The organism is Fictibacillus sp. 18YEL24, from assembly GCF_015903855.1.
GTDB lineage: Bacteria > Bacillota > Bacilli > Bacillales > Fictibacillaceae > Fictibacillus > Fictibacillus phosphorivorans_C.
This window is the reverse complement of sequence record NZ_JACZDT010000003.1, coordinates 307,286-329,182: the sequence shown is the minus strand read 5'-3', so window position 1 is coordinate 329,182 and position 21,897 is coordinate 307,286. Positions and strand designations below refer to the sequence as shown.

23 protein-coding genes are annotated in these 21,897 nt (G+C 38.6%); 8 read left to right on the top strand and 15 right to left on the bottom strand.

The features are described from left to right. The first annotated feature begins 1 nt into the window (after nucleotide 1). Nucleotides 2-1,030, top strand: a complete 1,029-nt coding sequence (locus tag HU823_RS12030) for an ABC transporter permease subunit (RefSeq protein WP_186320578.1) — start codon at nucleotides 2-4, stop codon at nucleotides 1,028-1,030. Nucleotides 1,031-1,140: 110 nt separating this feature from the next. Next, a complete protein-coding gene (locus HU823_RS12025; RefSeq protein ID WP_197222195.1) occupies nucleotides 1,141-1,470 on the top strand; it encodes a hypothetical protein in 330 nt (109 codons plus the stop codon). Between the two features lie 38 nt (nucleotides 1,471-1,508). Here HU823_RS12025 and hmpA read toward each other — a convergent pair whose 3' ends face one another. The 3 genes from hmpA to HU823_RS12010 all read right to left on the bottom strand — a co-directional run bounded on the left by hmpA (nucleotide 1,509) and on the right by HU823_RS12010 (nucleotide 3,797). Next, the gene (gene hmpA, locus HU823_RS12020; protein WP_197222194.1) at nucleotides 1,509-2,720 is read right to left on the bottom strand and encodes an NO-inducible flavohemoprotein; all 1,212 of its coding nucleotides are present in this window, start codon (nucleotides 2,718-2,720) and stop codon (nucleotides 1,509-1,511) included. Between the two features lie 109 nt (nucleotides 2,721-2,829). Further along, entirely contained in the window at nucleotides 2,830-3,333 is a 504-nt protein-coding gene (locus HU823_RS12015; RefSeq protein WP_197222193.1) for a hypothetical protein, read from the bottom strand. Between the two features lie 17 nt (nucleotides 3,334-3,350). Continuing rightward, nucleotides 3,351-3,797 (bottom strand): hypothetical protein, encoded by a 447-nt coding sequence (locus HU823_RS12010; protein ID WP_144702195.1) that lies wholly within the window; start codon nucleotides 3,795-3,797, stop codon nucleotides 3,351-3,353. A 178-nt stretch (nucleotides 3,798-3,975) separates the two neighbouring features. On the opposite strand from HU823_RS12010, the gene HU823_RS12005 reads away from it, so the two are divergent. After that, nucleotides 3,976-4,827, top strand: a complete 852-nt coding sequence (locus HU823_RS12005) for an alpha/beta fold hydrolase (RefSeq protein WP_231607423.1) — start codon at nucleotides 3,976-3,978, stop codon at nucleotides 4,825-4,827. Then, nucleotides 4,824-5,201, top strand: coding sequence for a DUF1428 family protein (locus tag HU823_RS12000; protein WP_144702201.1), 378 nt, complete (start codon nucleotides 4,824-4,826; stop codon nucleotides 5,199-5,201). The genes HU823_RS12005 and HU823_RS12000 overlap by 4 nt, the downstream gene beginning before the upstream one ends. A gap of 72 nt (nucleotides 5,202-5,273) precedes the next feature. Here HU823_RS12000 and HU823_RS11995 read toward each other — a convergent pair whose 3' ends face one another. Continuing rightward, nucleotides 5,274-5,720 carry a DUF4385 domain-containing protein gene (locus HU823_RS11995; RefSeq protein ID WP_144702204.1) on the bottom strand — a complete coding sequence of 149 codons (447 nt, stop codon included), beginning with the start codon at nucleotides 5,718-5,720 and terminating at the stop codon, nucleotides 5,274-5,276. On the opposite strand from HU823_RS11995, the gene HU823_RS11990 reads away from it, so the two are divergent. After that, a complete protein-coding gene (locus HU823_RS11990; protein ID WP_197222191.1) occupies nucleotides 5,714-5,926 on the top strand; it encodes a hypothetical protein in 213 nt (70 codons plus the stop codon). The genes HU823_RS11995 and HU823_RS11990 overlap by 7 nt on opposite strands. 120 nt (nucleotides 5,927-6,046) lie before the next feature. Here HU823_RS11990 and helD read toward each other — a convergent pair whose 3' ends face one another. The 3 genes from helD to HU823_RS11975 all read right to left on the bottom strand — a co-directional run bounded on the left by helD (nucleotide 6,047) and on the right by HU823_RS11975 (nucleotide 9,690). Then, entirely contained in the window at nucleotides 6,047-8,362 is a 2,316-nt protein-coding gene (gene helD / locus HU823_RS11985; protein ID WP_144702210.1) for an RNA polymerase recycling motor HelD, read from the bottom strand. A gap of 203 nt (nucleotides 8,363-8,565) precedes the next feature. Beyond that, a complete protein-coding gene (locus HU823_RS11980) occupies nucleotides 8,566-9,039 on the bottom strand; it encodes a DinB family protein (RefSeq protein WP_197222190.1) in 474 nt (157 codons plus the stop codon). A gap of 87 nt (nucleotides 9,040-9,126) precedes the next feature. Then, a complete protein-coding gene (locus HU823_RS11975) occupies nucleotides 9,127-9,690 on the bottom strand; it encodes a cysteine hydrolase family protein (RefSeq protein WP_197222189.1) in 564 nt (187 codons plus the stop codon). Nucleotides 9,691-9,880: 190 nt separating this feature from the next. Between HU823_RS11975 and HU823_RS11970 the strand changes: the two genes are divergently transcribed. Beyond that, nucleotides 9,881-11,059: a NupC/NupG family nucleoside CNT transporter gene (locus HU823_RS11970; RefSeq protein ID WP_144702219.1), complete on the top strand. Its 1,179-nt coding sequence runs from the start codon at nucleotides 9,881-9,883 to the stop codon at nucleotides 11,057-11,059. A 95-nt stretch (nucleotides 11,060-11,154) separates the two neighbouring features. Here the strand turns inward: HU823_RS11970 and HU823_RS11965 are convergent, their stop codons facing one another. From HU823_RS11965 to HU823_RS11945, 5 genes are all read right to left on the bottom strand, one after another. After that, nucleotides 11,155-11,691, bottom strand: coding sequence for a hypothetical protein (locus HU823_RS11965; protein WP_197222188.1), 537 nt, complete (start codon nucleotides 11,689-11,691; stop codon nucleotides 11,155-11,157). Nucleotides 11,692-11,883: 192 nt separating this feature from the next. Beyond that, the gene (locus HU823_RS11960) at nucleotides 11,884-12,372 is read right to left on the bottom strand and encodes a methylated-DNA--[protein]-cysteine S-methyltransferase (RefSeq protein ID WP_197222187.1); all 489 of its coding nucleotides are present in this window, start codon (nucleotides 12,370-12,372) and stop codon (nucleotides 11,884-11,886) included. Next, nucleotides 12,365-13,258 carry a DNA-3-methyladenine glycosylase family protein gene (locus HU823_RS11955; protein ID WP_197222186.1) on the bottom strand — a complete coding sequence of 298 codons (894 nt, stop codon included), beginning with the start codon at nucleotides 13,256-13,258 and terminating at the stop codon, nucleotides 12,365-12,367. Before HU823_RS11955 ends, HU823_RS11960 begins: the two co-directional genes overlap by 8 nt. After that, nucleotides 13,255-13,800 (bottom strand): bifunctional transcriptional activator/DNA repair enzyme AdaA, encoded by a 546-nt coding sequence (locus HU823_RS11950; protein ID WP_197222364.1) that lies wholly within the window; start codon nucleotides 13,798-13,800, stop codon nucleotides 13,255-13,257. The genes HU823_RS11955 and HU823_RS11950 overlap by 4 nt, the downstream gene beginning before the upstream one ends. A 196-nt stretch (nucleotides 13,801-13,996) precedes the next feature. Further along, entirely contained in the window at nucleotides 13,997-15,214 is a 1,218-nt protein-coding gene (locus HU823_RS11945; protein WP_144702232.1) for an MFS transporter, read from the bottom strand. Between the two features lie 190 nt (nucleotides 15,215-15,404). Between HU823_RS11945 and HU823_RS11940 the strand changes: the two genes are divergently transcribed. After that, the gene (locus HU823_RS11940; RefSeq protein WP_197222185.1) at nucleotides 15,405-17,498 is read left to right on the top strand and encodes a DNA topoisomerase III; all 2,094 of its coding nucleotides are present in this window, start codon (nucleotides 15,405-15,407) and stop codon (nucleotides 17,496-17,498) included. Between the two features lie 99 nt (nucleotides 17,499-17,597). On the opposite strand, the gene HU823_RS22140 is transcribed toward HU823_RS11940, so the two are convergent. From HU823_RS22140 to HU823_RS11930, 3 genes are all read right to left on the bottom strand, one after another. Next, a complete protein-coding gene (locus HU823_RS22140; RefSeq protein ID WP_255548968.1) occupies nucleotides 17,598-17,729 on the bottom strand; it encodes a hypothetical protein in 132 nt (43 codons plus the stop codon). A 21-nt stretch (nucleotides 17,730-17,750) separates the two neighbouring features. Continuing rightward, complete coding sequence (locus HU823_RS11935; RefSeq protein ID WP_197222184.1) at nucleotides 17,751-19,436, bottom strand: metallophosphoesterase family protein; 1,686 nt, start codon at nucleotides 19,434-19,436, stop codon at nucleotides 17,751-17,753. A gap of 216 nt (nucleotides 19,437-19,652) precedes the next feature. Next, on the bottom strand, nucleotides 19,653-21,401 hold the full coding sequence (locus HU823_RS11930; RefSeq protein ID WP_197222183.1) for an alkaline phosphatase D family protein: 1,749 nt from the start codon (nucleotides 21,399-21,401) through the stop codon (nucleotides 19,653-19,655). Between the two features lie 296 nt (nucleotides 21,402-21,697). Here HU823_RS11930 and HU823_RS11925 point away from each other — a divergent pair, with 296 nt between their 5' ends. After that, on the top strand, nucleotides 21,698-21,853 hold the full coding sequence (locus HU823_RS11925; protein ID WP_197222182.1) for a hypothetical protein: 156 nt from the start codon (nucleotides 21,698-21,700) through the stop codon (nucleotides 21,851-21,853). Nucleotides 21,854-21,897 lie beyond the last annotated feature (44 nt).

Sequence of the window (21,897 nt, the reverse complement as noted above, 5' to 3'; positions counted from 1 at the left end):
GATGTCTGTATGGAGAAGTCCGTTATTTTTAAGTGGTTTTCTAATTATTGTTACCTTGTTTTTCGGAAGCATCATCTATTCACATTTTGTACCGAATGAAAAACAGCCAGTGATGCAAATTCGATTTGACGAACAAAAACAGCCTGTTGATTCAGCACCAATCGCTCCTTTTAAAGAAATGCCATTTGGTACAGATCGATTTGGTGTCAGCATTTTACACAAGGTGATCGATGGAGCAAAGTATACATTAGGATTTGCATTCTTAGTCGCGTTCGCTCGTCTTTTCTTCGGAACATTATTGGGATTAATCTTGAGTCAGCTCCCAAAATCTATACTTCGGGCTTCAAGCAAACTCTTTGAATCCTTTTATTATGCACCTGCAACCATTGTCGCCTATTTACTTATCTATCCCGTTCTCCAAATTTTCACATGGTCTGTACCGAAAGAACAACAAACCATATTTTCTTTGCTGATTCTCATATTAATCGCAGTCCCTACCGTGATGGTAACGGTAGCCAACGAAACGTCAAAGTTTTTAGAGAATGAGTTTATCTCTTCTGTTAACGTACTAGGAGGCGGAAGAATTCACAAGCTCCGGAAACACGTATTACCATATTTAAAACCGCGATTAAGCATTCTATACAGCCAACAGCTAATCGCAACGCTACTACTGGCAGCACATCTTGGCATTTTACAAGTTTTTATCGGTGGAACTGACTTCATCACTCTCGATCCACTAGAAAATAATACTGTGCCTGTTGCTATGATCAACGAATGGTCGAGCATGATAGGTGCCAACTATTATCAAATTCGCGGTGATCGTTGGATCGTATTTGCTCCACTCGCTGGATTTGCCGTAACCATTCTTGCGTTGAACTTTATGGTTGAAGCGATGAAACGTCAATACCTTGCAAAAGGTGCTTACACGAAAAGAACACGAAGAGTAAGAAAGACAAAAACTCCTGTGCCAGTTAAGAAATTGTCTCAAGAGCAGTTTGATAGGATTATGAAAACAGGAACGGACAATTAATTAATGAATAAGAATGACTCGGTGAGGAAAAGATTTACCTTATCGAGTCTTTATCATTTGGTATGTTTTTCGTTCGTTTTGAATAAAGAAAATAAAAAGGAGTGAACTCTTTGAGCGAAGCAGACCTTAACGTCATTTTCTATACCTTGTTCCTTCTACTCGGGTTACCGATCAGCTATAAATACGCAAAGTTTACTGTCACACATACGGGTATGGTGCTTCCTCACTTCTTTGTCAGTATGATGCTTAACTTATGTATAGGTTCAATTGGCATTGTAGGGTGGATCTTTTTTTCTGTAAGAATCTCTAGAGCATTCACTATCGGTGGCATTTATTTAGGTGCTTGGATCATTTCAATAAGTTTAGTCACCTTGTTAGTCCTTCTCATGTTTAAACGTAAATCAATGATACAGAGCTTTCACTATCACTCGTCAAAATAGCAAAACACCTTCCATGTTCAGGAAGGTGTTTTGCTTCTTTATGCCTTGATACTTTCCTTCTCGAGATCTGATGCCGGGCCAAAGAACTCAAAATGAATGTTCTCTTTTGGTACATTCAACGCTAGAAGAGCTCTATTTATTACCTGCATAAATGGGATCGGGCCACAGAAATAATATTCTGCATCATCTTTTAAAGGTAAGATCTCCTTTAACCAAGCTTGATCGATGTAACCCCTCTTCGTGTAACCTAAATCTTCATCTAATGGACTTTCATACACAAAATGTGTAGTGATATGATCTGAAGCTTTTGCTATATCTATAACCTCATCCTTTAAAGCGTGTGATTGACCGTTGATTGCAGCATGAACGAATGTAACCTCTCGTTCTGGCTGTTCACTTGCTACAGTTTTCAGCATGCTTACCATAGGAGTAAGCCCCACACCACCACTAATCAGGACAACGTGCTTTTCACTATCTGTATTTAAATAAAAGTCACCAGCTGGAGCGCTTAAATGAAGAATGTCTCCTTCTTTAACACGCTCATGCAAATAAACGGAAACCATTCCGTCGACTGCATCCGTACCGCTTTCTTTTTTAACAGAGATGCGATAACTGCTCTGTCCTGGAGCGTCAGACAAGCTGTATTGTCTGATATGTGTGTTTACCTGACCAGGTATATCCATTTTGATACTCACATATTGGCCGGGCTTAAATTTTGCAAGTGCTATTTTATCTTCCGGCTCTAAATAAAAGGACGTGATTACAGAGCTCTCTTCTATTTTACGTGTTACGACAAAAGGTCTGAAGCCTTCCCATCCCGCATTTTCATACATGTTACGTTCAATCCCAATAAAGACATCCGCAATCACACCATACGCTTCTGCCCAAGCATTGATGATCTCATCTGTTGCAGCATCACCAAGAACATCTTTAATAGCAAGAAGCAGGTTTTCACCGACAACAGGATAATGCTCTGGCTTTACACCAAGGCTTCGATGTTTATATGCGATTCCTTTTACGACGGGAATGATCGTCTCAAGCTTATCGATATTAGCTGCTGCTGCGTATACGGCGTTTGCTAATGCAGCTTGCTGACGTCCTTTTTTCTGGTTTGCATGATTAAAGATATTTAAAAGCTCTGGATGTTTCTGAAACAGCATTTCATAAAAACGGGAAGTAATCGCTTCTCCGTGTACTTGTAAAACAGGTACGGTTGACTTAATTATTTCAATGGTTCTTTGCTGTAGCATGTCAATTCCCCCTTATTTTCTTCTTACAACTCTATCGTAAAAGAAGGATAAAAGAGAATGTGTGATTTGAATCACTTTTCCTTAGGACGTTTTGTGAACATAAATAGTGCTATTTTCTCAGCCACATTTCTGCTTTTTGATTCATTTTCTTCTGAAGTCCCGCAGAATTCTTCGAGTCTTCTAAAGCTTCTCCTGCGTATTGTCTTGGAAAGATCTTATACAATGATCGTTTAAAGTCAGCTCCATCCTGCGGTTCTTTATAATGTGAAATCACATACTTTCCATCTTTACTCCTAAGTTTGATTACGGCTGGAACGGAATGGCCGGACTGCCCTTCTGCCTTTGTTGATTTGTTAAATCCCTGAAAAAATGAGTAAAGATAGATCGATGTCACCTCCCCTGTTTCTTTCGCTCCATAGATTTTATGAACTTCAAACTGTTTATCCGATTCAGGATATACGTCATCATAATGTTGGATGATGTAATCCGAGATTAACTCATTCATTTCAGAAGTTACTTTTACTTCATTAGAGGAGTGGAATGAAGTACACCCCATTAATAAGAAAAGCATGCTCCAAGTGATCAACGTCATTCTCATTATATAAGGTAACATTCATTTCCCCGCTTTCTTTATGTTAAATCTTGCCCCCATAACGATTGTAAAAGAATCATGTATAGAGTAAGCAGCACAGAAACGATCATAAAGATAACTGAAATGAATCGGTAGTCATCCACTTTAGCAAGCGCAATTCCATAAACAGTCATCGCTAGTATCGTTGTTGCATAATACACAAAAAACATAGGGTAAAAATACAATGGACCTAAAAACAAACCTAAAGAAGCAAACTGTATAGAAAAAGCTAAGATTGAAAGTAAAACCCACTTCTCTTTTCCTTTTACTATCACTGCACCAAATAAAGAAAACAATACAGCTCCTAATACTAACATGACTAATGCCCATTCATAGAGAAAGAACAAACTTTCATGAAATACGGCGAAATAATAACCCACGATCATGACAGGAAAGATGGCAAGCAGGAAAAACGAACTTCTCTTTACATATTGATCGCTACCCAATTAACACTCCCCCTTTTTAAATAGCTTTCCCCTACCATATTACCATTTTATGGTTCGCTTTTAATCAATTCTTTTCAAACTATTCAAACGATTTTATAATAATATGATACTATTGAAAGATACAAAACTTCACAAAGTGAATAAACAGAACTTTTATTTATCAGGAGTTGGCAAAGAGTTGAGAAGATCGTTGATCACCTATAAAGAAAAAACTGTCCACCTTACTGAATGGGGTGAAGCCCATAACCCAACCATTGTTTGCTTACATGGCTTAGGAAGTACAAGTCTTAGCTTTCTAGAAGTAGCTGAGGAATTACAGAAGAATTTTAAAATCATTGCCTTTGATGCTCCTGGACACGGGAAGTCTGAGTCCTTTGACACAGCTGTAGATTATGAGATGCCTAGACTCGTTGATTGGCTTCATGGTTTGTTAGTACACTTAAATGTAAGCGATTTCTATCTCTTGTCCCACTCATGGGGAAGCTTTCTGGCTCTTCACTATTTGGTTCGTTTTCCTGAGCATGTTTTGGATACGATATTAATCGATGGCGGCTATCAAACAAAGCGTATCTGGTCTTCCTCTCTAGAAGAAGAAATGGATCATTATGAAAAAGATTTTGATGAGTACGTGTTCGATTCTTGGAATGACTTTTTTCTAGCTGAAAAAGAAAGCTATTTGATGTGGTCACCGTTAAAAAATATCGCAGTTCAAGATCTAGGTATCGAAAGAGACGGTAAAGTTTGCTGGCATGCTAAAGGCGAAACTGCCCGTCATATCATTCGCGGTATGCATCTTAACGAAACAGAAGATATCTATCATCTTCTTCCACCAGGTATCACTTTACTTGTCGCCACCGTACCTGAGCGATTGTCTGATATGAGATTGCAGACAGCTGAAACCTTTAGAATTAACGCAAACGGTGAACTACATATAGTGCCAAACACGACACATTTGTTGCACTGGGACAGACCCCGCATAGTAATCGATGTAGTTTTATCAAAATGGCTAAAAAAATTGGAGGTTAAATGATGGCATACCTACTCGTATATTTTTATAAATTAAAACCTGAAGTGAAAGAAAAGTTTCTTGAAATATCATCGAGATCGAATAAAAAGTTTCAAGAATACGGAGGTGTGACAGAACAGATTTTCAAATTGTCCACATCACCAAAAAATTATGGATTCTCCTCTATTTCTGAAAAACTGCAAGTTGATGAAGGTGAAGAACTCTGGATCGGCCTTCTTCGTTTCCAATCTGAAGAACATGCACGCATGACGATGGAGGACTTTGATCAAGATCCAGAGATGAAAGCACGATTAGACGAATTTGTCACACATGTAGCACCACTTGAAAAGTTAGTTTTTGGTGAGTTTGTTTCTGAAACTGAGGTAGTGACCGTATAGTAGAACGTCTAGAAAGCGTAAAGCATTCATAAGATGAATAAAAAAATGCATCTCCTTGCTAAAAGGAGATGCTTAACCAAACTCTTTTTGATGTGCTTTTTTCATCTTCAAATATTCTTCATCTGTTCGCGCTAATTTCCACTTCTCCTCAAAGATTGCGGCTGACTTTGCTTTCACGGGATCAATCTTCCTTTTATTAACCTCACCCTCCTCATTGTATTTCCTTCCGCCTTTATAGTTCGTATACCGTCTTGCACGAGTATACCCCATCTGAAGAAACTTTCTAGCCATATCAGCTCCCACAAAGTCTTTATTTTTCTTATAGTCTAAAAACTGTTCGTAGATTTTTTCTGATGACTTTTCAGCTTCTTCAGGGGTCTTAAAGCGCCAATGCGGCAAGATCTCACTCTTATAAGGTTCCACTAATAATACTCCTTGTTCACCACGGCCTACACGATACTTTTCAGGATGTTTTCGAAAATCGATATTATCAAAGTCAAGGTCATAATCAAATGCCATTTCCTTTTCCTCCTTTTTGTTATCGTTACCCTAAAAGAAAGAAATCAAAAATAAAGAGTGTTTTCGTAATCGGTGTTGCTTTTGAAAGTTTGTTGGTTTCCGCTGCAGATCGCACGGGGCGTAAGGTGAGACACTTAGAAGTGAAACGTACGAATGTGGCTTACCGCCTGCCCCATGGAAAGCGAGCAGCCTGGAACGGAAATTAACACTTCCAAAAGCATCAAGGTATACGAGGACAGACTTTAGATAACAAAAAAATAATAAAGAATTTGGTATAAGAAAAAGATCCGCTGCTTCTTTAAAAGAAACAACGGATCCATTACTTTTTACTGAACAACTTCATACAAACTCTTCGATGCGCCTTCAACAAATGGACATGGTTTTCCTGAGTAAAAAACGGTTAACTCATGCATCGCTCGAGTACAAACTGTATAAAACAATTTACGTTCTCGCTCCAGTTGATAACCTGATGCATCAAATATCGTTACTGCGTCAAACTCGATTCCCTTGGCTAAATAGGATGGGATGACGATTACTCCTTTTTGAAAAGAAGCATCCTCATCAATCATAAGCCTCACATCTAGATTATCTTTCAGTTTCTCATAAACCGCTTTGCTCTCTTTAGCCGAACGGCAGATCACCGCTATCGTTTCATGGCCTTTATTCAACCAATTCCCTACAAGCTTCTTCACCTGATCAAGATGATCTTCCTCACGTTCTACTGCTGCAATAACGGGTTTTTCACCTGAACGATTAAACGGAATAATCTCGCTTCCGTCTTTCAGTAGACTTTTCGTAAACTCTACAATTTCTTTTGTAGAGCGATAACTTCTTTGCAGAGTAATCGTTTCAGGATTCTTCTTGTTTAATAAGTTTCTGAGCATACTGAACGTTTCATCTGACGAATGTGCATAAATCGATTGGTTTAAGTCACCTAAAATTGTTAAGTTTGCTCTTGGGAAAATACGCTGAATAAAAGCAAACTGAAACGGTGAGAAATCTTGTGCTTCGTCAATAAAAACATGGCGAACTGCTGCATTCGATTGAAAACCTACTAATAATTCTTTTACATATAACAGCGGAGTAGCATCTTCATTCGCTAAATGGTTTTGTTTCAGATTAAACAATGTTTGATTGCAGATTTCGTTCCAAGTATCCACGTCCTCCATCAATCGTTTATTCTTCTGAAACAACTTAGCATATAAGCTCTTTATATCAATAAACGAAAACTGTTCGATGCTCTCTCTAAGTGATTTAAAGGCGATTCGCGTCACATAAGCAGATAGCACTTTTTGTTCACTCGAAAGATCGTTGAATGAGTCAGCTCCGTATTTATTGCGTTCCTCTAACTTCTCATATAGCCTTGTATAAACATTTCTATCAAGAAGCTGTATCTCTTTTTCAACCCATGGTTTCTTGCGTTCTCTTCGTTCTATTTTCTTCAGCTCTTCTAAGATCCAAGCCACCGTCTTTTTCATTCGATAAGGAACGGTTTCTTTCTGGTCTAGAGAATAGAAGTATTCACTGATCTGTTTAGAACGAATCACAATACGGTCTCGAAATCTCACATTTAAAAATTGTATGCCAGATGTACTTAACTGCTTAGCATAGCGATGAATCGCTTCTAGGAATTCAACAGAGGCTTTAAACTGTATTGCTTCTACACGCTGTGATTCTTCTTGTTCAGATAAAAGCTCTTCCATCTGCTCAAAAGGCGTCTCGATTGAGTAGTCTCCTCCTAAGTGGTGATCCACATAAGCGTGAAACGTGGTTTGTTCCATGTTTTCCTCGCCCAGTTCTGGCAATACGTTTGCTACATAACTATTGAACATGTTGTTTGGTGAAAATAAAACAACATGGTGCGACTGAATCGTTTCTCGATCTCTGTACAACAGAAAGGCTACACGCTGAAGAGCTGCTGATGTCTTCCCGCATCCAGCTGCACCTTGAACAACAAGTAAATCACTTGCAGTATTTCGTATGATTGCATTTTGCTCTTTTTGAATCGTCGCGACTATGCTTTTCATTTGTGTATTCGCTTGGTTGCCTAATACGTGCTGTAACAATTCGTCACCGATCGCTTCTCCCGTATCAAACATTCCTGTTATAAGTGCATTCTTAATCATAAATTGACGTTTAAGTTCGAGCTCTCCTTCAATGGTACCACTCGGTGCCCGAAAATCAGCTTCACCTAGAGAGTGGTCATAGTATAGACTCGAAATTGGCGCACGCCAATCATGGACAAGAAACGTGCTTGAAGGTTCATCGTAATAAGATGCTATTCCGATATAGACTTGTTCTATGTCCTCTTCTCCATCTTCTTTAAAATCGATTCGACCAAAGTAAGGGGAGCTTTTTAATTTTTCATATGTTTTAAGCCGAGCCTCTGCAGAGGTATGACTGCGTTCGATCTCAGATAATAATTCCGACTGCTGTTTAATGCTAGCGGCCGTTTCAATTGCATCGTCGGCATCTTCTAAGTTCACTGTAACATCAGACCAAAAATTCTTTCGGATTTGAACAACATCAGCCTTCTTTCCTCCGAGATGATCCAGAAGTTTATCTGTTGCATCAGAAAGTTTATGAATAACTTGATCTACACGCTTTTGTTCATTTTGTTGCTCCTGATCCCATGTTGTCATCCGATTTCCCCCTACAAAAAAATTTATTAGTTAATCGTTGACACACGTTCCCATTTTATCGTATAATAAAATTAGGAACATTTATAAATTAAAATAAGAAGTTAGTGCGTCTTTTCTATAATAGCATATTTCTGTATATAAAGTACATATATAAAAACAGTGAACTCCTAAAAGGTTTTCACTGTTTTTTTTTGTTCAAAAAATTATGCTTGTTTAGCGGTTTGATTTTCGATGATTCTTTTTATCGCATGCATTTGTCCAAAGTGATTAGTTTCGTGAAAAACAGTAAAATTTACAAGCTCACCAAAAGTATTTAAATTGAATACTGGTTTTTCCAGTTTTTCAAACAAGCGTTCTTCTGGCATCTCTTTTACTCGTGCTAACTGCTCTTCTAACTGCTGTTTGAGTTCTTTAAGTGTAGGAACTTCACCTTTCCAATCTGCAGGACTTGTTCCTCTATTAAATAGCTCAACATAGCGCGTTGGTAGATTAGCAGAATGTTTCGGGAATCCAAACATGAAGTATTCCGCAGTCGTGAGGACGTGTCCAATGTGCCAGCGGATATTATTATTGAACCCATGGGGTTGAATATCTGCTGCAGCCTCATCCATACCATCCAATTGCTTTAGAAAGAAACTTCTCGCTAGTTCAAAGTTTTGAATTGTTAATTGATTCATAATAAACCTCCTCAGAGTTTGCTCTTTCATCATTCATCATACGTGTACAATCGTTTCAAGACAAACGTTATGCTGACGCGCAAAAATCTATTCTGATCGATAGTTATCGTGAATGGGTGTAAATAGATCTTCATCCGTCTTACGCACAACAGAAAAATGATCGACATTATAATGACCATGCAAAACTTTATTGTGATGACTTACGATCTGTTCTGCATTTAACACTTCTGAATCTGAAGTAGAGTGACCATCTTCAACAAGGGTGACATCGAAGCCAGAGACAGTTGCGAATCGTACAGCAGTATCTATGCAATGTTCTGTTTTGCAACCCATAATAACGAGATGACCAATTTTCTCCTCTTCTAGATAACTTAATAAAGATGTATTATAAAAGGCATTCGTCGCCTGCTTATCAAAAACTTGAGCATCCTCTGGAACATTAATCGCAGAGTGAACCTCAAAACCTGCTCCCTCTCCCTCAGAAACATCTACGTCTCTAACAAAAACAAGGGCAGCCTTTGCTTGCTTCGCTTTTTCAATAACAACATTTATGTTTTGAATCAAACCTTCTTTGTTATAAACCGCCCGCTCACTCGCATTCCCCTCAATCAGTTCTTGCTGTGCATCAATAACCAATAAAGCATGTTTCAAATTACCCGCTCCTTTTTCCTTTATCACTTTAATACTTCTTTTAAAAGTATAAAAATCCTTGCCACTCAAATATTTATTTCAATAACTGGTTATTACTAACAAAGAAGGAATTTTTTATAGTTGCGAAAAACATGAAATTATCTAATAATAGTAAGGTTCAACAAGTGAGTTATTTAGGAGGAAAAGAAAAATGAAGTACATCATCTTTCTGGCTGGAGTGGCAGCGGTTTTCTTGTTAGCCTTTCTTGTCAGTAATGATCGCAAAAAGATCAAATACAAGCCGATCCTAGTTATGCTTGGATTACAGCTTATCCTTACATACTTTCTATTAAATACAGGCGTTGGCCTTGTCATTATAAAAGGTATCTCTAAACTGTTCGAGAAGTTGTTAAGCTACGCAGGGGCTGGGGTTGAATTCGTGTTCGGCGGTCTGGCGAACGAAGCTGCAATGCCCTTCTTCTTAACTGTTTTATTACCGATCGTGTTTATTTCTGTATTGATCGGGATCGCACAGCACTTCAGAATCCTTCCATTCATCATCAAATGGATTGGTTTTGCGCTAAGTAAGGTAAACGGCTTAGGAAGACTTGAGTCTTACAATGCAGTCGCTTCTGCTGTTTTTGGACAATCAGAAGTATTTATTTCAGTAAAAAAATTATTGGGTCACCTACCAAAGCACCGCTTATATACGCTTTGTACATCTGCTATGTCAACTGTTTCTGCTTCAATTCTTGGAGCATACATGGCCATGATCGATCCAAAGTATGTAGTAACTGCACTCGTGCTTAACTTATTCGGTGGATTTATCATCGCCAACATCATTAATCCCTATGAAGTTACGGAAGATGATGACATCATTGAAATTGAGGAAGAAAAACAAACCTTTTTTGAAATGCTTGGTGAGTACATCATGGACGGCTTTAAAGTTGCTGTGATCGTCGGCGCCATGCTTCTTGGATTTGTAGCGTTAATCGCATTAATCAACGATGTGTTTGATATGATTTTCGGGATTACGTTCCAAACGATGCTCGGATATGTATTTGCTCCAGTTGCATTCTTAGTTGGTATCCCTTGGGCAGAAGCTGTCTCTGCAGGTACAATCATGGCAACCAAACTTGTTTCGAATGAATTCGTAGCTATGATCGATTTAGCAAAATACGCGAAAGACATGTCTGATCGAACGATTGGAATCGTTTCTGTCTTCCTTGTTTCATTCGCTAACTTCTCTTCAATCGGTATCATTACTGGTGCTGTTAAAGGTCTACACGAAGAACAAGGTAATACGGTTGCTCGTTTTGGATTAAAGCTTTTATATGGTGCTACATTAGTAAGTATCTTATCAGCTGCAATTGCTGGTCTGTTTCTATAAGGAAATCAAAAAAGAAGCCAAGAAAGAAGCCTTGGCTTCTTTTTTGTATCCACATACAAAAAAGCTGTCTCTTTAAGAGACAGCTATTGTAACTATTATTGAACTTCTTTAGCAAATTGACCAGGGATCAACTTTAATTTTTCGTGAACGGAATTTAACTTTTCTTCAAAGCCTGTGAATAACTCATCAGCTTCAGTTGCTTTTGCTTCATCTTCTAAGCCAGCTACACGAGCTTCATAAGAATTTTTAAGCTCTTCAAGAGAACCTTTTACAGCTTCTTGGTTTTCTTTTGAAAGTTCTGATGGTACTTCAATGGATGGAATCTCTGCAACGGCTTTTTCACCGCTTGCTTTTGCATCTGCTTTTAATTTATCAAGCTCAGCTTGCGGAAGTGCTTCTTCGCCTTCTTTTTCAAGACCTGCAGCATATGCGTTGAATGGAGCGTGATATCCACGAAGCTGGTTCATAAGATCACCTTCAAAGTTAAGAAGTGTGATTTTTTCAGCATTTCCATCTTCTTTCTTTTCTGCAGCCGCTGGTTTTGCCTCTTCTTTTGGTTTCTCTTCTTCCTTGCTGCAACCTACGCTAAGCGCAAGAACAGCAGCCGCTGTTACCGCTAAAAACTTTTTCATCGAGAAAGCCCCCTATATATTTCTATTTTTTGGAACTTTCTCATTTTAATACTTTTTCTTACTATTGTAAATTAAAATGTATCCGTTTTCTTATAAAGAGTTAAAAATAATGATGAAGGCTTAATATGATTGAATTATCTAACTATTCTAGTAATTCCTATAATTTTTTCTTTCAATATAAAAGTTATCTTTCTATACTAATCGTGTTTGCTTAACCTTTTTCTCATGATGTAATAGCCATTCTTTTCTCCATAAGCCTCCCGCATATCCTGTTAAGCTTCCGCTTGAACCTATAATTCTATGACAAGGAACCACAATACTTAACTTGTTCTTTCCATTAGCATTCCCTACCGCCCGAACCGCTTTTTCTTTTTGAAGCGTGATGGCAATATCTCGATAAGAGGCGGTTTCTGCGAATGGAATATCAACCAGTGAATTCCAGACTGTGTGTTGAAAAGGAGTACCGCTATATTGGAATGGAACCGTAAAAATTTTCCTTACACCTTGAAAGTATTCTATAAGTTGGTCCCGGCAGGCTAGAAGAACAGCAGGAATCTCGTCTTGATTCTCAAGCGCTTCCTCTTTTTCTAAGAAAAGAATGGACTGAACAACGTCTTCGGTTCCTAAAATCTCGATCACGCCTATAGGAGATTCTAACTCTACTCTATACTGTTTACTCATATAACGACCTCCATAAATAAAAAGTTGCGTATGCTTCCCATCCACTCCAATTTTGCGCTTGGTTCTTTAATTCTTTTATTGTTGGCTTTTGCTGCCATTTCAACTGTTTCATCACGGCATTCTGCAGCCCTACGTCAGCTACTGGAAATGCATCGGTCTTTAGTAAACATTTCATCAACACATAATCCGCTGTCCAAGGTCCGATTCCTCTGAGCGAAATAAGGTGCTTAGCAGGATCTTCAGAAGATCTCAATATTTCCTTCGACAGTCGACCTTCCACTATTTCTTTTGCTATACCAATCACATATTCCGCTTTTCGCGTGGTAAATTGAAGATTTCTTAAATCATCAACCTGAAGATCTGCGATGATTTCAGGAGATGGATATGCCCAGTATTCATTCTGATGAAGGACTAACTTCTTACCAAAGTTCTCAACCAACCTCTTCTTCAGAGTATAGGCAAATGTTAAGTTGATCTGCTGTCCCATGATTGCCCAAGTCAACGCTTCAAAAAGATCTGGAATCCCAATCATACGCAAACCATAATATCGTTCTACGAGCGGCTGTAATAGACTATCTTCTGAAACAGCTCCATAAAATGATGAAAGATTTTGATTCAGGTCAAACCAATTCCCTAAAAATTCAACGACCGTTTCCATGTTAAGTGGTTCCTTATCTGGAAACTCGATTATGAGCACGTGATCTTTGTAGCTGATCTTGATCAAGATCAGCTCAGCATTCGTCATGATTACTTTGTAGATGTTGTTCTCATGTATGTGATGAAGAATTTCTAAGGGTGATCTCTCAAGAAAAACCAAACATTCTCTATAGGAGAATTCTAGCGGTAATTCTATCATTAATTTCCCATCAAATACATTCCATCTCATGATTCGTTTCCTGTTGTTTCTTTTGATTTTCGGTAGTCACTTGGTGAGCAATCTTTATACGTACGAAACGTTTTATAAAAGTTAGAGGGGCTCCGAAATCCTGATTCAAAGCATATCTCAAGACATGTTTTTGAAGTATTCTTTAACAGGTATGCCGCTTTATCGATACGAATATTCTCCACATATTCTCGAGGCGTAACATTCATTTCTTCTTTAAATAATCGTTCGAGATAGAATGGGCTCACTCCAGAGTAGTTCGCTATATCTTGTAAAAGAATTTTTTTATGATGGTTATTTACTAAATAACTAGTTGCTTTTCTAATCAGATTGATTTGCGGACAATGTTCGATCTCTGGCTGACATCTTTTACACGCTCGATAGCCTGCTTTTTCACATTGAGAAATGGAGTCATAAAATGCTACGTTTTGCTTTTTAGGTTTTCGCGAACGACAAGATGGACGGCAATAAATCTTTGTTGTTTTTACAGCTGTATAAAAAAGGCCATCATATGACCTGTTACACTCCATAATCTTATCCCACATCTCATCAAACGACATCTGTATGGTACTCACTGACCCACACCTCCATAAATCATCTTTCCATCATTTTAACAATTTCAACCTAATAAATCGTCCTCATTCTTGCTGTTATGGTCTTTTTCATTCAGCGTTCAATAAATATCCTAAAACAACGGTATACAAAAAGAGTGACGATCCGCCACTCTCATTTACCCTGTATTTACTTGATCGATGCTAGTCTTCCCTTCTTTTTTGACCCGCTCTTAGTCTTATATTGATAATAGATGACTGTTGCGATGAAGAAAGATGTAATACCAAACCCTATGACCATTTTATGAAATCCAATCGTATCTAGGAACAATCCTGTTAACAGCATCAGAACTTGAAAGATAATATTATCAACCATCCCTTTTATAGAGAAGAACCTGCCGTGATAGTCTGACGGGACATCCGTTTGGAAAATGGTAGTTACGACAGGAAACAGCGTTCCAGCAGCAAGACCAAATAATCCAAAAGAAAGAACTGACATGGTTGGATGATCTGCTAAGAACAGAGATGTGTGTGCAGCAGCGATAATGAATGTAATAGCGAACATATAGCTTAACTTCGGATTATCTCTAAAGAATTTCTTTGATAAAAACGTTCCAATGAATACACAAACGCCCTCAGTCGTATAAAGAATTCCTTTAATACCGGCATTATCCTGCAACTCACTAATCTCAATCACCATTAAGTTGAATCCAGATAAAAATAAGTAAGCTGGAATCAATAAAAAGATACCATACACAACTTTACGTTCGTTCTTAATGATGGGATACAATTCTTTAAGCGTTCTAAAGAAGTTATCCTTTTTGCCTGATGGATCTAATTTCTTTGGCTGTTCATCCACATCTAAAAAGAAAGTAGAAATAAGAAGGATCACATACGAAATAAGTGTGACCGTGTACAAAGAAAATAGCGACATGCCAACTAGCATCACTCCGCCGAGTGCAGTCCCTACGATTCGAGATGCAGTAAAGATGTTCATATTCACACCATTAGCATCTAAAAGTTCTTCTTTTTTAACGATCAACGGCAACATGGTTTGCATGGCAGGCTGAGAGAACGTACCAGAAATACCGATAACAAGTGTATAGACCACCATCCACCAAACATTGTTATATGCGATCGCCAAATACATAAAGAAGATAGCTGCACATCGAGCAAACCCAGCATAGATCAATATCTTTTTCTTATTGCTGCGATCAATGATTCTACCCGCCATCGGCGCAAGAAAGATTCCTACTAGGAACCCAGCCAAAATGATTAAAGCCTGCAAAAAAGAAGACTCAACATTCATCTGCAAAAATTCAAGATTCCCAATAATACCTACCCATAGACCTGTACTAGATACAGCCAGTCCAAACATTAAAATTAAAAAATTCCGGTTTCTCCACATGTTCCCCTTCTCCCCTCAGTCATACCGAAATCATTATAATGATAAACAAAATATATATTTCACAAAATAAAATAGACTCACTATTCAGTATACATCATTTAAAAATGTTTCAGAAAAATAATCAGTCATTTTCAGCTTATTTTTTCTCTCTGTTATAATGACAAGAGTAGAAGTTTGAAAGGGGTACACTATGAAACAATTAATCCTTGCTGAAAAGCCAAGCGTGGCGCGCGATCTTGCCCGTGTTCTAGGCTGCAAGCAACAGAATAAAAGTTATATTGAAGGACCAAAACACATCGTTACTTGGGCACTCGGACACTTAGTTGAGCTAAAGATGCCAGAAGACTATGACAAGCAATATAAACAATGGCGCTTGGAAGACCTTCCGATTATTCCAAACCATATGGGACTAAAAGTTATCCGACAAGTTAGCCACCAGTTTCGTGCGGTTGAACAACTTTCTAAACGAAAAGACATTAGTGAGCTTGTAATCGCAACGGATGCTGGACGTGAAGGTGAACTTGTCGCTCGCTGGATCATGGAAAAAGTAAGATGGCAAAAACCAGTAAAACGTTTATGGATTTCTTCTCAAACAGACAAAGCCATTCGAGATGGGTTCAATCAGCTCAAACCTGCTAAACAATATGACAATCTTTATCAATCTGCCGTTTGCCGTTCTGAGGCAGACTGGTTGATCGGACTGAACGTTACAAGAGCGTTAACAACAAAGTATAATGATCCGCTATCTGCTGGTCGTGTTCAGACGCCGACACTTGCGATGATCTTAGAGCGTGAGCAAGAAATCAATTCGTTTCAGCCAAAAGACTTTTGGACGATTGATGCGACGATCGGTATGTTAAAAGCGTCTTGGGAACATAACGGTGAGAAGCGTCTTTTTGAAGAGAAAAAAGCGACAGATATCGTAAGTAAAGTAAAGGGACAGCAAGCAACTGTTTCTTCACTTCAAAAGAAAGAAAAAACAGAGGCGCATCCGATGCCTTACGATCTTACTGAACTGCAACGTGACGCGAACCGTCGTTTCGGTTTCTCTGCTAAGAAGACCTCTTCAGTACTGCAAAAACTTTATGAACAATACAAGCTTGTTACGTATCCAAGAACAGATTCCCGCTACTTAACAAAAGATATGGAAAATACGATGTATGACCGACTTCAAGGTATGTCATCTGGATATCGCGAAGAAGTGCAGCCTCTTTTAAAACAAAAAGGTAATGTGGTAGCAAAGAAAGTATTTAACGATTCGAAGGTTACGGACCACCATGCGATCATTCCGACTGATGAACCATTGCACTTAGGTGATCTTGATAACGATGAGCGCAAACTTTATGATTTAATCGCACGCAGATTTCTTGCTCTTTTCTATCCTGCGTATCGATCAGAAACGCTGACCGCTACATTAAACGTTGCGGATGAAACATTTATGGCCCGTGAAACGCTAGTGCTTGAACCAGGTTTTAAAGTGCTGTCTGGTAAAGAAGAAGAAAGCCCGCGTGCACTCGCTCATTTAAAAGAAGGGCAATCCCTTTCTGTTAAAGAAGTAAATGCGGAGAAAAAGCTCACTGAGCCGCCTTCCCGTTTTACTGAAGCTGACCTTTTATCTCGTATGGAAAAATACAGTCTAGGTACACCTGCAACACGGGCTGATATCATTGAAAGACTTCTAGGATCTGAAGTGCTTGATCGTAAAAACAATAAGCTGCATCCCACTCCAAAAGGAAAACAGTTGATCGATCTTGTGAATGATGAGCTGAAGTCACCTGAACTCACGGCTAAATGGGAGCAAGACCTTGAAGCCATCGCCCGTGGAAAAGGAAATCCAAAAGAATTTCTAGAGAACATCCGTAAACAAACAAAACAGCTAGTAATGGAAATCAAGACGAGCTCGCAGGAATATCGCGCTCACAATCTTACTGGTTCCAAGTGTCCGGAGTGCGGTAAACTTTTAAAAGAAGTTAAAGGCCGTGATGGCAAGGTGCTTGCATGCTCGGATCGTGAGTGTTCGTACCGTCGCCGTAAAGATCCGAAGCTATCAAACCGACGCTGTCCACAGTGTCATAAGAAGATGGAGCTTCACAACGGAAAAGCCGGCACTTATTTTCAGTGTAAACCATGTAATGTGGTGGAAAAAGCAGAGGATAAGAAAAAGAAAGTGACAAAACGAGAAGAACGCCAGCTTCTTAAGAAATATAGTAACAACAAAGAAGATGAAGGCTTTGGAAACAGTCTGGCAGATGCTCTAAAAGCAGCGATGAAAGATAAAAAATAGATGAAAAGCTAACTTCCGAGACTCAAAACTAGCATGTCATTGCTGTTTTGACTCATGAAGTTAGCTTTCTTTAGTTAGAGGAAATTGGATTTGTACGCTTTAAACGTTAATCTGTCCGATTGCATAACGAATCTGTCCGATTAGAGTGTTAATCTGTCCAATTGAACGAGTAATCTGTCTAATTCGAGCATTTATCTGTCCGATTGAACAGTTAATCTGTCCAATTCCCAAGTGCACTCTTCTTATTCAATCTTACTCGACCTTAAATGTTGCAGAAGCTACTGCACCATAACCGCTTCCATAGAAATAAACCATTTTATACGTAGAGCCTTGTTTGTAACGTGCTGCATTTAAATTGTTTTCTGGATTGTACGTAAATTTGCATGTTCCACCACTAGCCTCGGTGTACTGCCACCAAATCGATTCCACCTCACCAGGATTTTCGTTTACTTCATACACACCCACCCAGTCACTCTTAGGAGCTCTAACTCCTTCCACAACCACATCTAATGTTTCCTCTATACCGCTTACTTTCTCTTTTGATAATGTGATTTTTACTGACTCACCTTTCTTTGTTCTGCCTATGGCCTTGATTGAATTCGTACTGATATTTCCATATGCATCGAGTGCAAACACTTCTATATCATAAGTTGTAGATGGTGCTAATCCTTCAAGATTAAGAATGAGGGGGTTAGGAACAGGATCTTTATAGAACTCGGAAAAGCCTATATATTCTTTCGCCACTTCTTTGGTCTCTATGTTTGTAACGATTACTTTATAATCATGAACCAGTAGATTATCTTTTGCTTGTGTAAACATAATTGAAAGACTAGTAGCTGTCGTCATGTCGTTCGCAATAGAAAGCATCGCATCGTTTGTAAAAAATGGTGGTTTTTTATCTTTTCTAGCATCCGTATATTTAAAACTATTCTTATTGGCAGGAACACTAATTTCAAACGGTTCACCTGTCCAATCATTATTATGGATATCACGGCGTTTTATTATCACTTGATTCTCATACACTTCAACGATTAAAGCTTGATTTAGAATATCTGCTCCTTCTGGAACTTCGCCTTGAATACGGCCAGCGTCCAGCCACAGATACGCGCCAGTTGAAGTACCGATCGTTGTAAAATCTTTTTGATGTATAATTCTAGGATCATCTAATGGATAGTGTGTGTGGCCTGAGAATGTAATGACTTGCGGATATTTTTTCAAAGTATCATAAAATAAATCTCTATTTGCCGTAAAGCCCCACTCGCTTCCGTACATGGTATCTTTTATCGGCTGGTGATGGAAAACAAAGATGGGTTTCTTCGGATCATCGGCATGTGCTTGCTTTAACTTTTCAGACATCCATTTGATTTGTTTAACAGAGAACGTACCCTCTGTCACCCCGTCCTCAGTCCCAAGCACAATAAAATGATACCCTTTGATAATCTTGTGATAGTAGATTGCCGGCATTTTAGTTACTTCTAAAAAACGTTTTTGTGCATCAGCCTCTGGTAAACCGTTCCAATAATCATGGTTTCCAATTGCAATCAGCGAAGCAGCTTTTGATTGTTTATTTGTTTCATAGACCGTTTTAAACTTCTCAAATTCCGGTACTAGACCATTGTCTGTTAAGTCACCTACTACTGCAAATGCATCTTGCTTAGGAACGAGTTGGTTTAATTGTTTGAGAGTATCTTTAAATTTATTGAAGGTTTGATCGGACGTTTCATTCATATGTACATCACTGACAACTGGAAAAACAAGTATTGGCTTCTTGCGACTCACTTTTTTACCACGATCAGCTAGCACGTCGAGTGAAGTCATTGGATTTATAAAAGTTAACCCTAGGGAAAGTCCAGCTACCTTTGTTGTGCGTTCAATAAACGTTCTACGCGTAATCTTAGATTTTTGGTCTAGGTGCTGTTCATCAAAGGAATTCGTCATTTTATTCTCTCTCCTATCAAGATGTTAATCCTACATGAAAAGTATATTGATAAAATATAAACCCTTGATTACAGATAAGTTAATCATTGTTAAGATCACGCTGTGAATGCAAGCACGTTAGATAAAAATTCATTCATTTACATTCAATCATTACACATATACCAACCAAACAAAAAGAAGGATGGATTATAACTTTCCATCCATCCTCTCCTAATTTTATTGAGTAGCTTCTACACCGGATTTCTTCATCTGCTTCTCATGTGCTTTACCATGAGCACGGTTTCGATCTTCTTCTACTTCGCGAGATACCTTAACTCCTTCTGCAACCTTCGCTGCGCCCACCTGTTGGAGACCATTCTGATCTTTTTGATAGACAAATGAAGCACGCGTTGAGATAGCAGCACCTGGTGACGTTACGAACGGGACGACTCGATAATCAGTTCGCCACTCTTCAGGAGTAACCGTACATCGAACATAGCCTCGATAATCGTTGAAGAATTTAATATGAGGATTCAATCCTAATATCTTATCTGTATCAGAACGTTTATCAGCACCATTCCCACCAGATGTAATGGATGTTCCAACAAATTCAGCTCCAATTACATGTGAAGTTGAATCATTGTAATCCGCTTTTAGGTCACAAGCCCAGCTTGCATGTACATCCCCTGTTAATACAATTACATTATTTAAATTCTTTGATTGTACAAAATTTGTGATACGTTCACGAGATGCCGTATACCCGTCCCATGCATCCATACTCAACCGAGGTGCATCAGCTGTACCATAATTTCTTTGTGCAAAGAATACTTGCTGAGCTAGAACATTCCAATGCGCTTTAGAGTTCCCTAGGTTTTGAAGCAACCAGCGTTCCTGTTCACTTCCAGTTAACGTTCGATTCGGATCTTGAGATTCTGGAGTTGGCGGTTTACTTCCGTCTCCGTTCGCTTGATCGTCACGATATTGTCTTGTATCCATTACGTTGAACATCGCTAAGTTTCCATATGTGAAATCTCGATAGAGCATCATATCCGCTCCGTGCGGCAGGGATGAACGACGAAGTGGCATGTGTTCATAATACGCTTGATAACCGGCAGCACGCCGTTTTACAAACGCCTCAACAGACTGTCCTTTTTCAGGAATCATATTTGCATAATTGTTCTCTACTTCATGATCATCCCACGTTACCACCCAAGGAAATGCTGCGTGAGCTGCTTTTAAATTGCCATCAGAACGATACTGAGCATGTCTGTTTCGATAGTCTTGGAGTGTCATAATTTCAGGACCGCTATGTGTTCGAACATTGCCAGATGGTGATACATATTCATTAGGTCCGTACTCATATATGTAGTCGCCAAGATGAACAACAAAATCCAAATCTTCTTCTGACATATGCTGATATGCAGTAAAAAAACCATGTTCATATTGCTGACAAGATGCAAATGCAAAAGTCATACTTTTCACATTCGCACCTTTTCTAGGGAGTGTCTTTGTTCTTCCTACAGGACTGAACTCATATCCACTTTTAAACCGATAAAAGTATACATGGTTGGGTTTAAGTCCATCTACTTCAACATGAACAGAGTGCGCTAAATTAGGACGTGCTAGTTCTGTTCCCTTCTGTACAACCTTTTTGAATCGTTCATCTTCTGCGATCTCCCATTTTACAGGTACAGCTTGATTTGGCATCCCTCCGCCATTCAATGGATCTGGTGCTAATCTTGTCCATAGAACAACACTGTCTGCTAACGGGTCACCTGATGCTACACCTAACGTGAACGGATAATTTCTAAATGTTGGTGCTGCGTTCACTTCGTAACTGCCTAGCGACTGAGCAATTGTGAGACCCAGTGAAATTCCTGCAATTTTCCCGGCACCTGAAAGAAATGTTCTCCGGTTCAGTTTGTTTTTTTTTAAGCTGTCTTCCGTGAGCTTCTTAATCCATTCATCCATCGGTCTTTCATCCATACTTGATGCAACCCCTTTTAAATGAATTTAGTACAGGTTTCATTATAGGGTGGAAATATTAAGAAACTATTTTTTCATGTAAACGTATATAAACTTACTCATAGGAACAACTTACTAATCTTACAATTCAAAAAAAATGACGAACTGTTGCGCTAGTTTTTCATCAAATTCGCATAAGAATCTTATGCATCAAATGTACTGTTCTTCTTTATAAAATCTTTACAACATACATATAATTCATAGTCAAAGATAAAAGTTATTTGTATTTATCTATTAAAGGAAAAGGTGATGGCTCAATGGCACTTCGACGAAAAAAGAAAAAAAAGTCCAACAATGAAACATACACATGGCTAGACTTTATGATTGATCTTCTATTAGTTATTCCAGAACTGATCATATGGCTGGTCCGACTTCTTGGAAGAAGTGTTTTTAGGCTGTTTGACGGAATTTAAAAGAGACTGAACTCTCACTTGGAGTTCAGTCTCTTCCATTCACA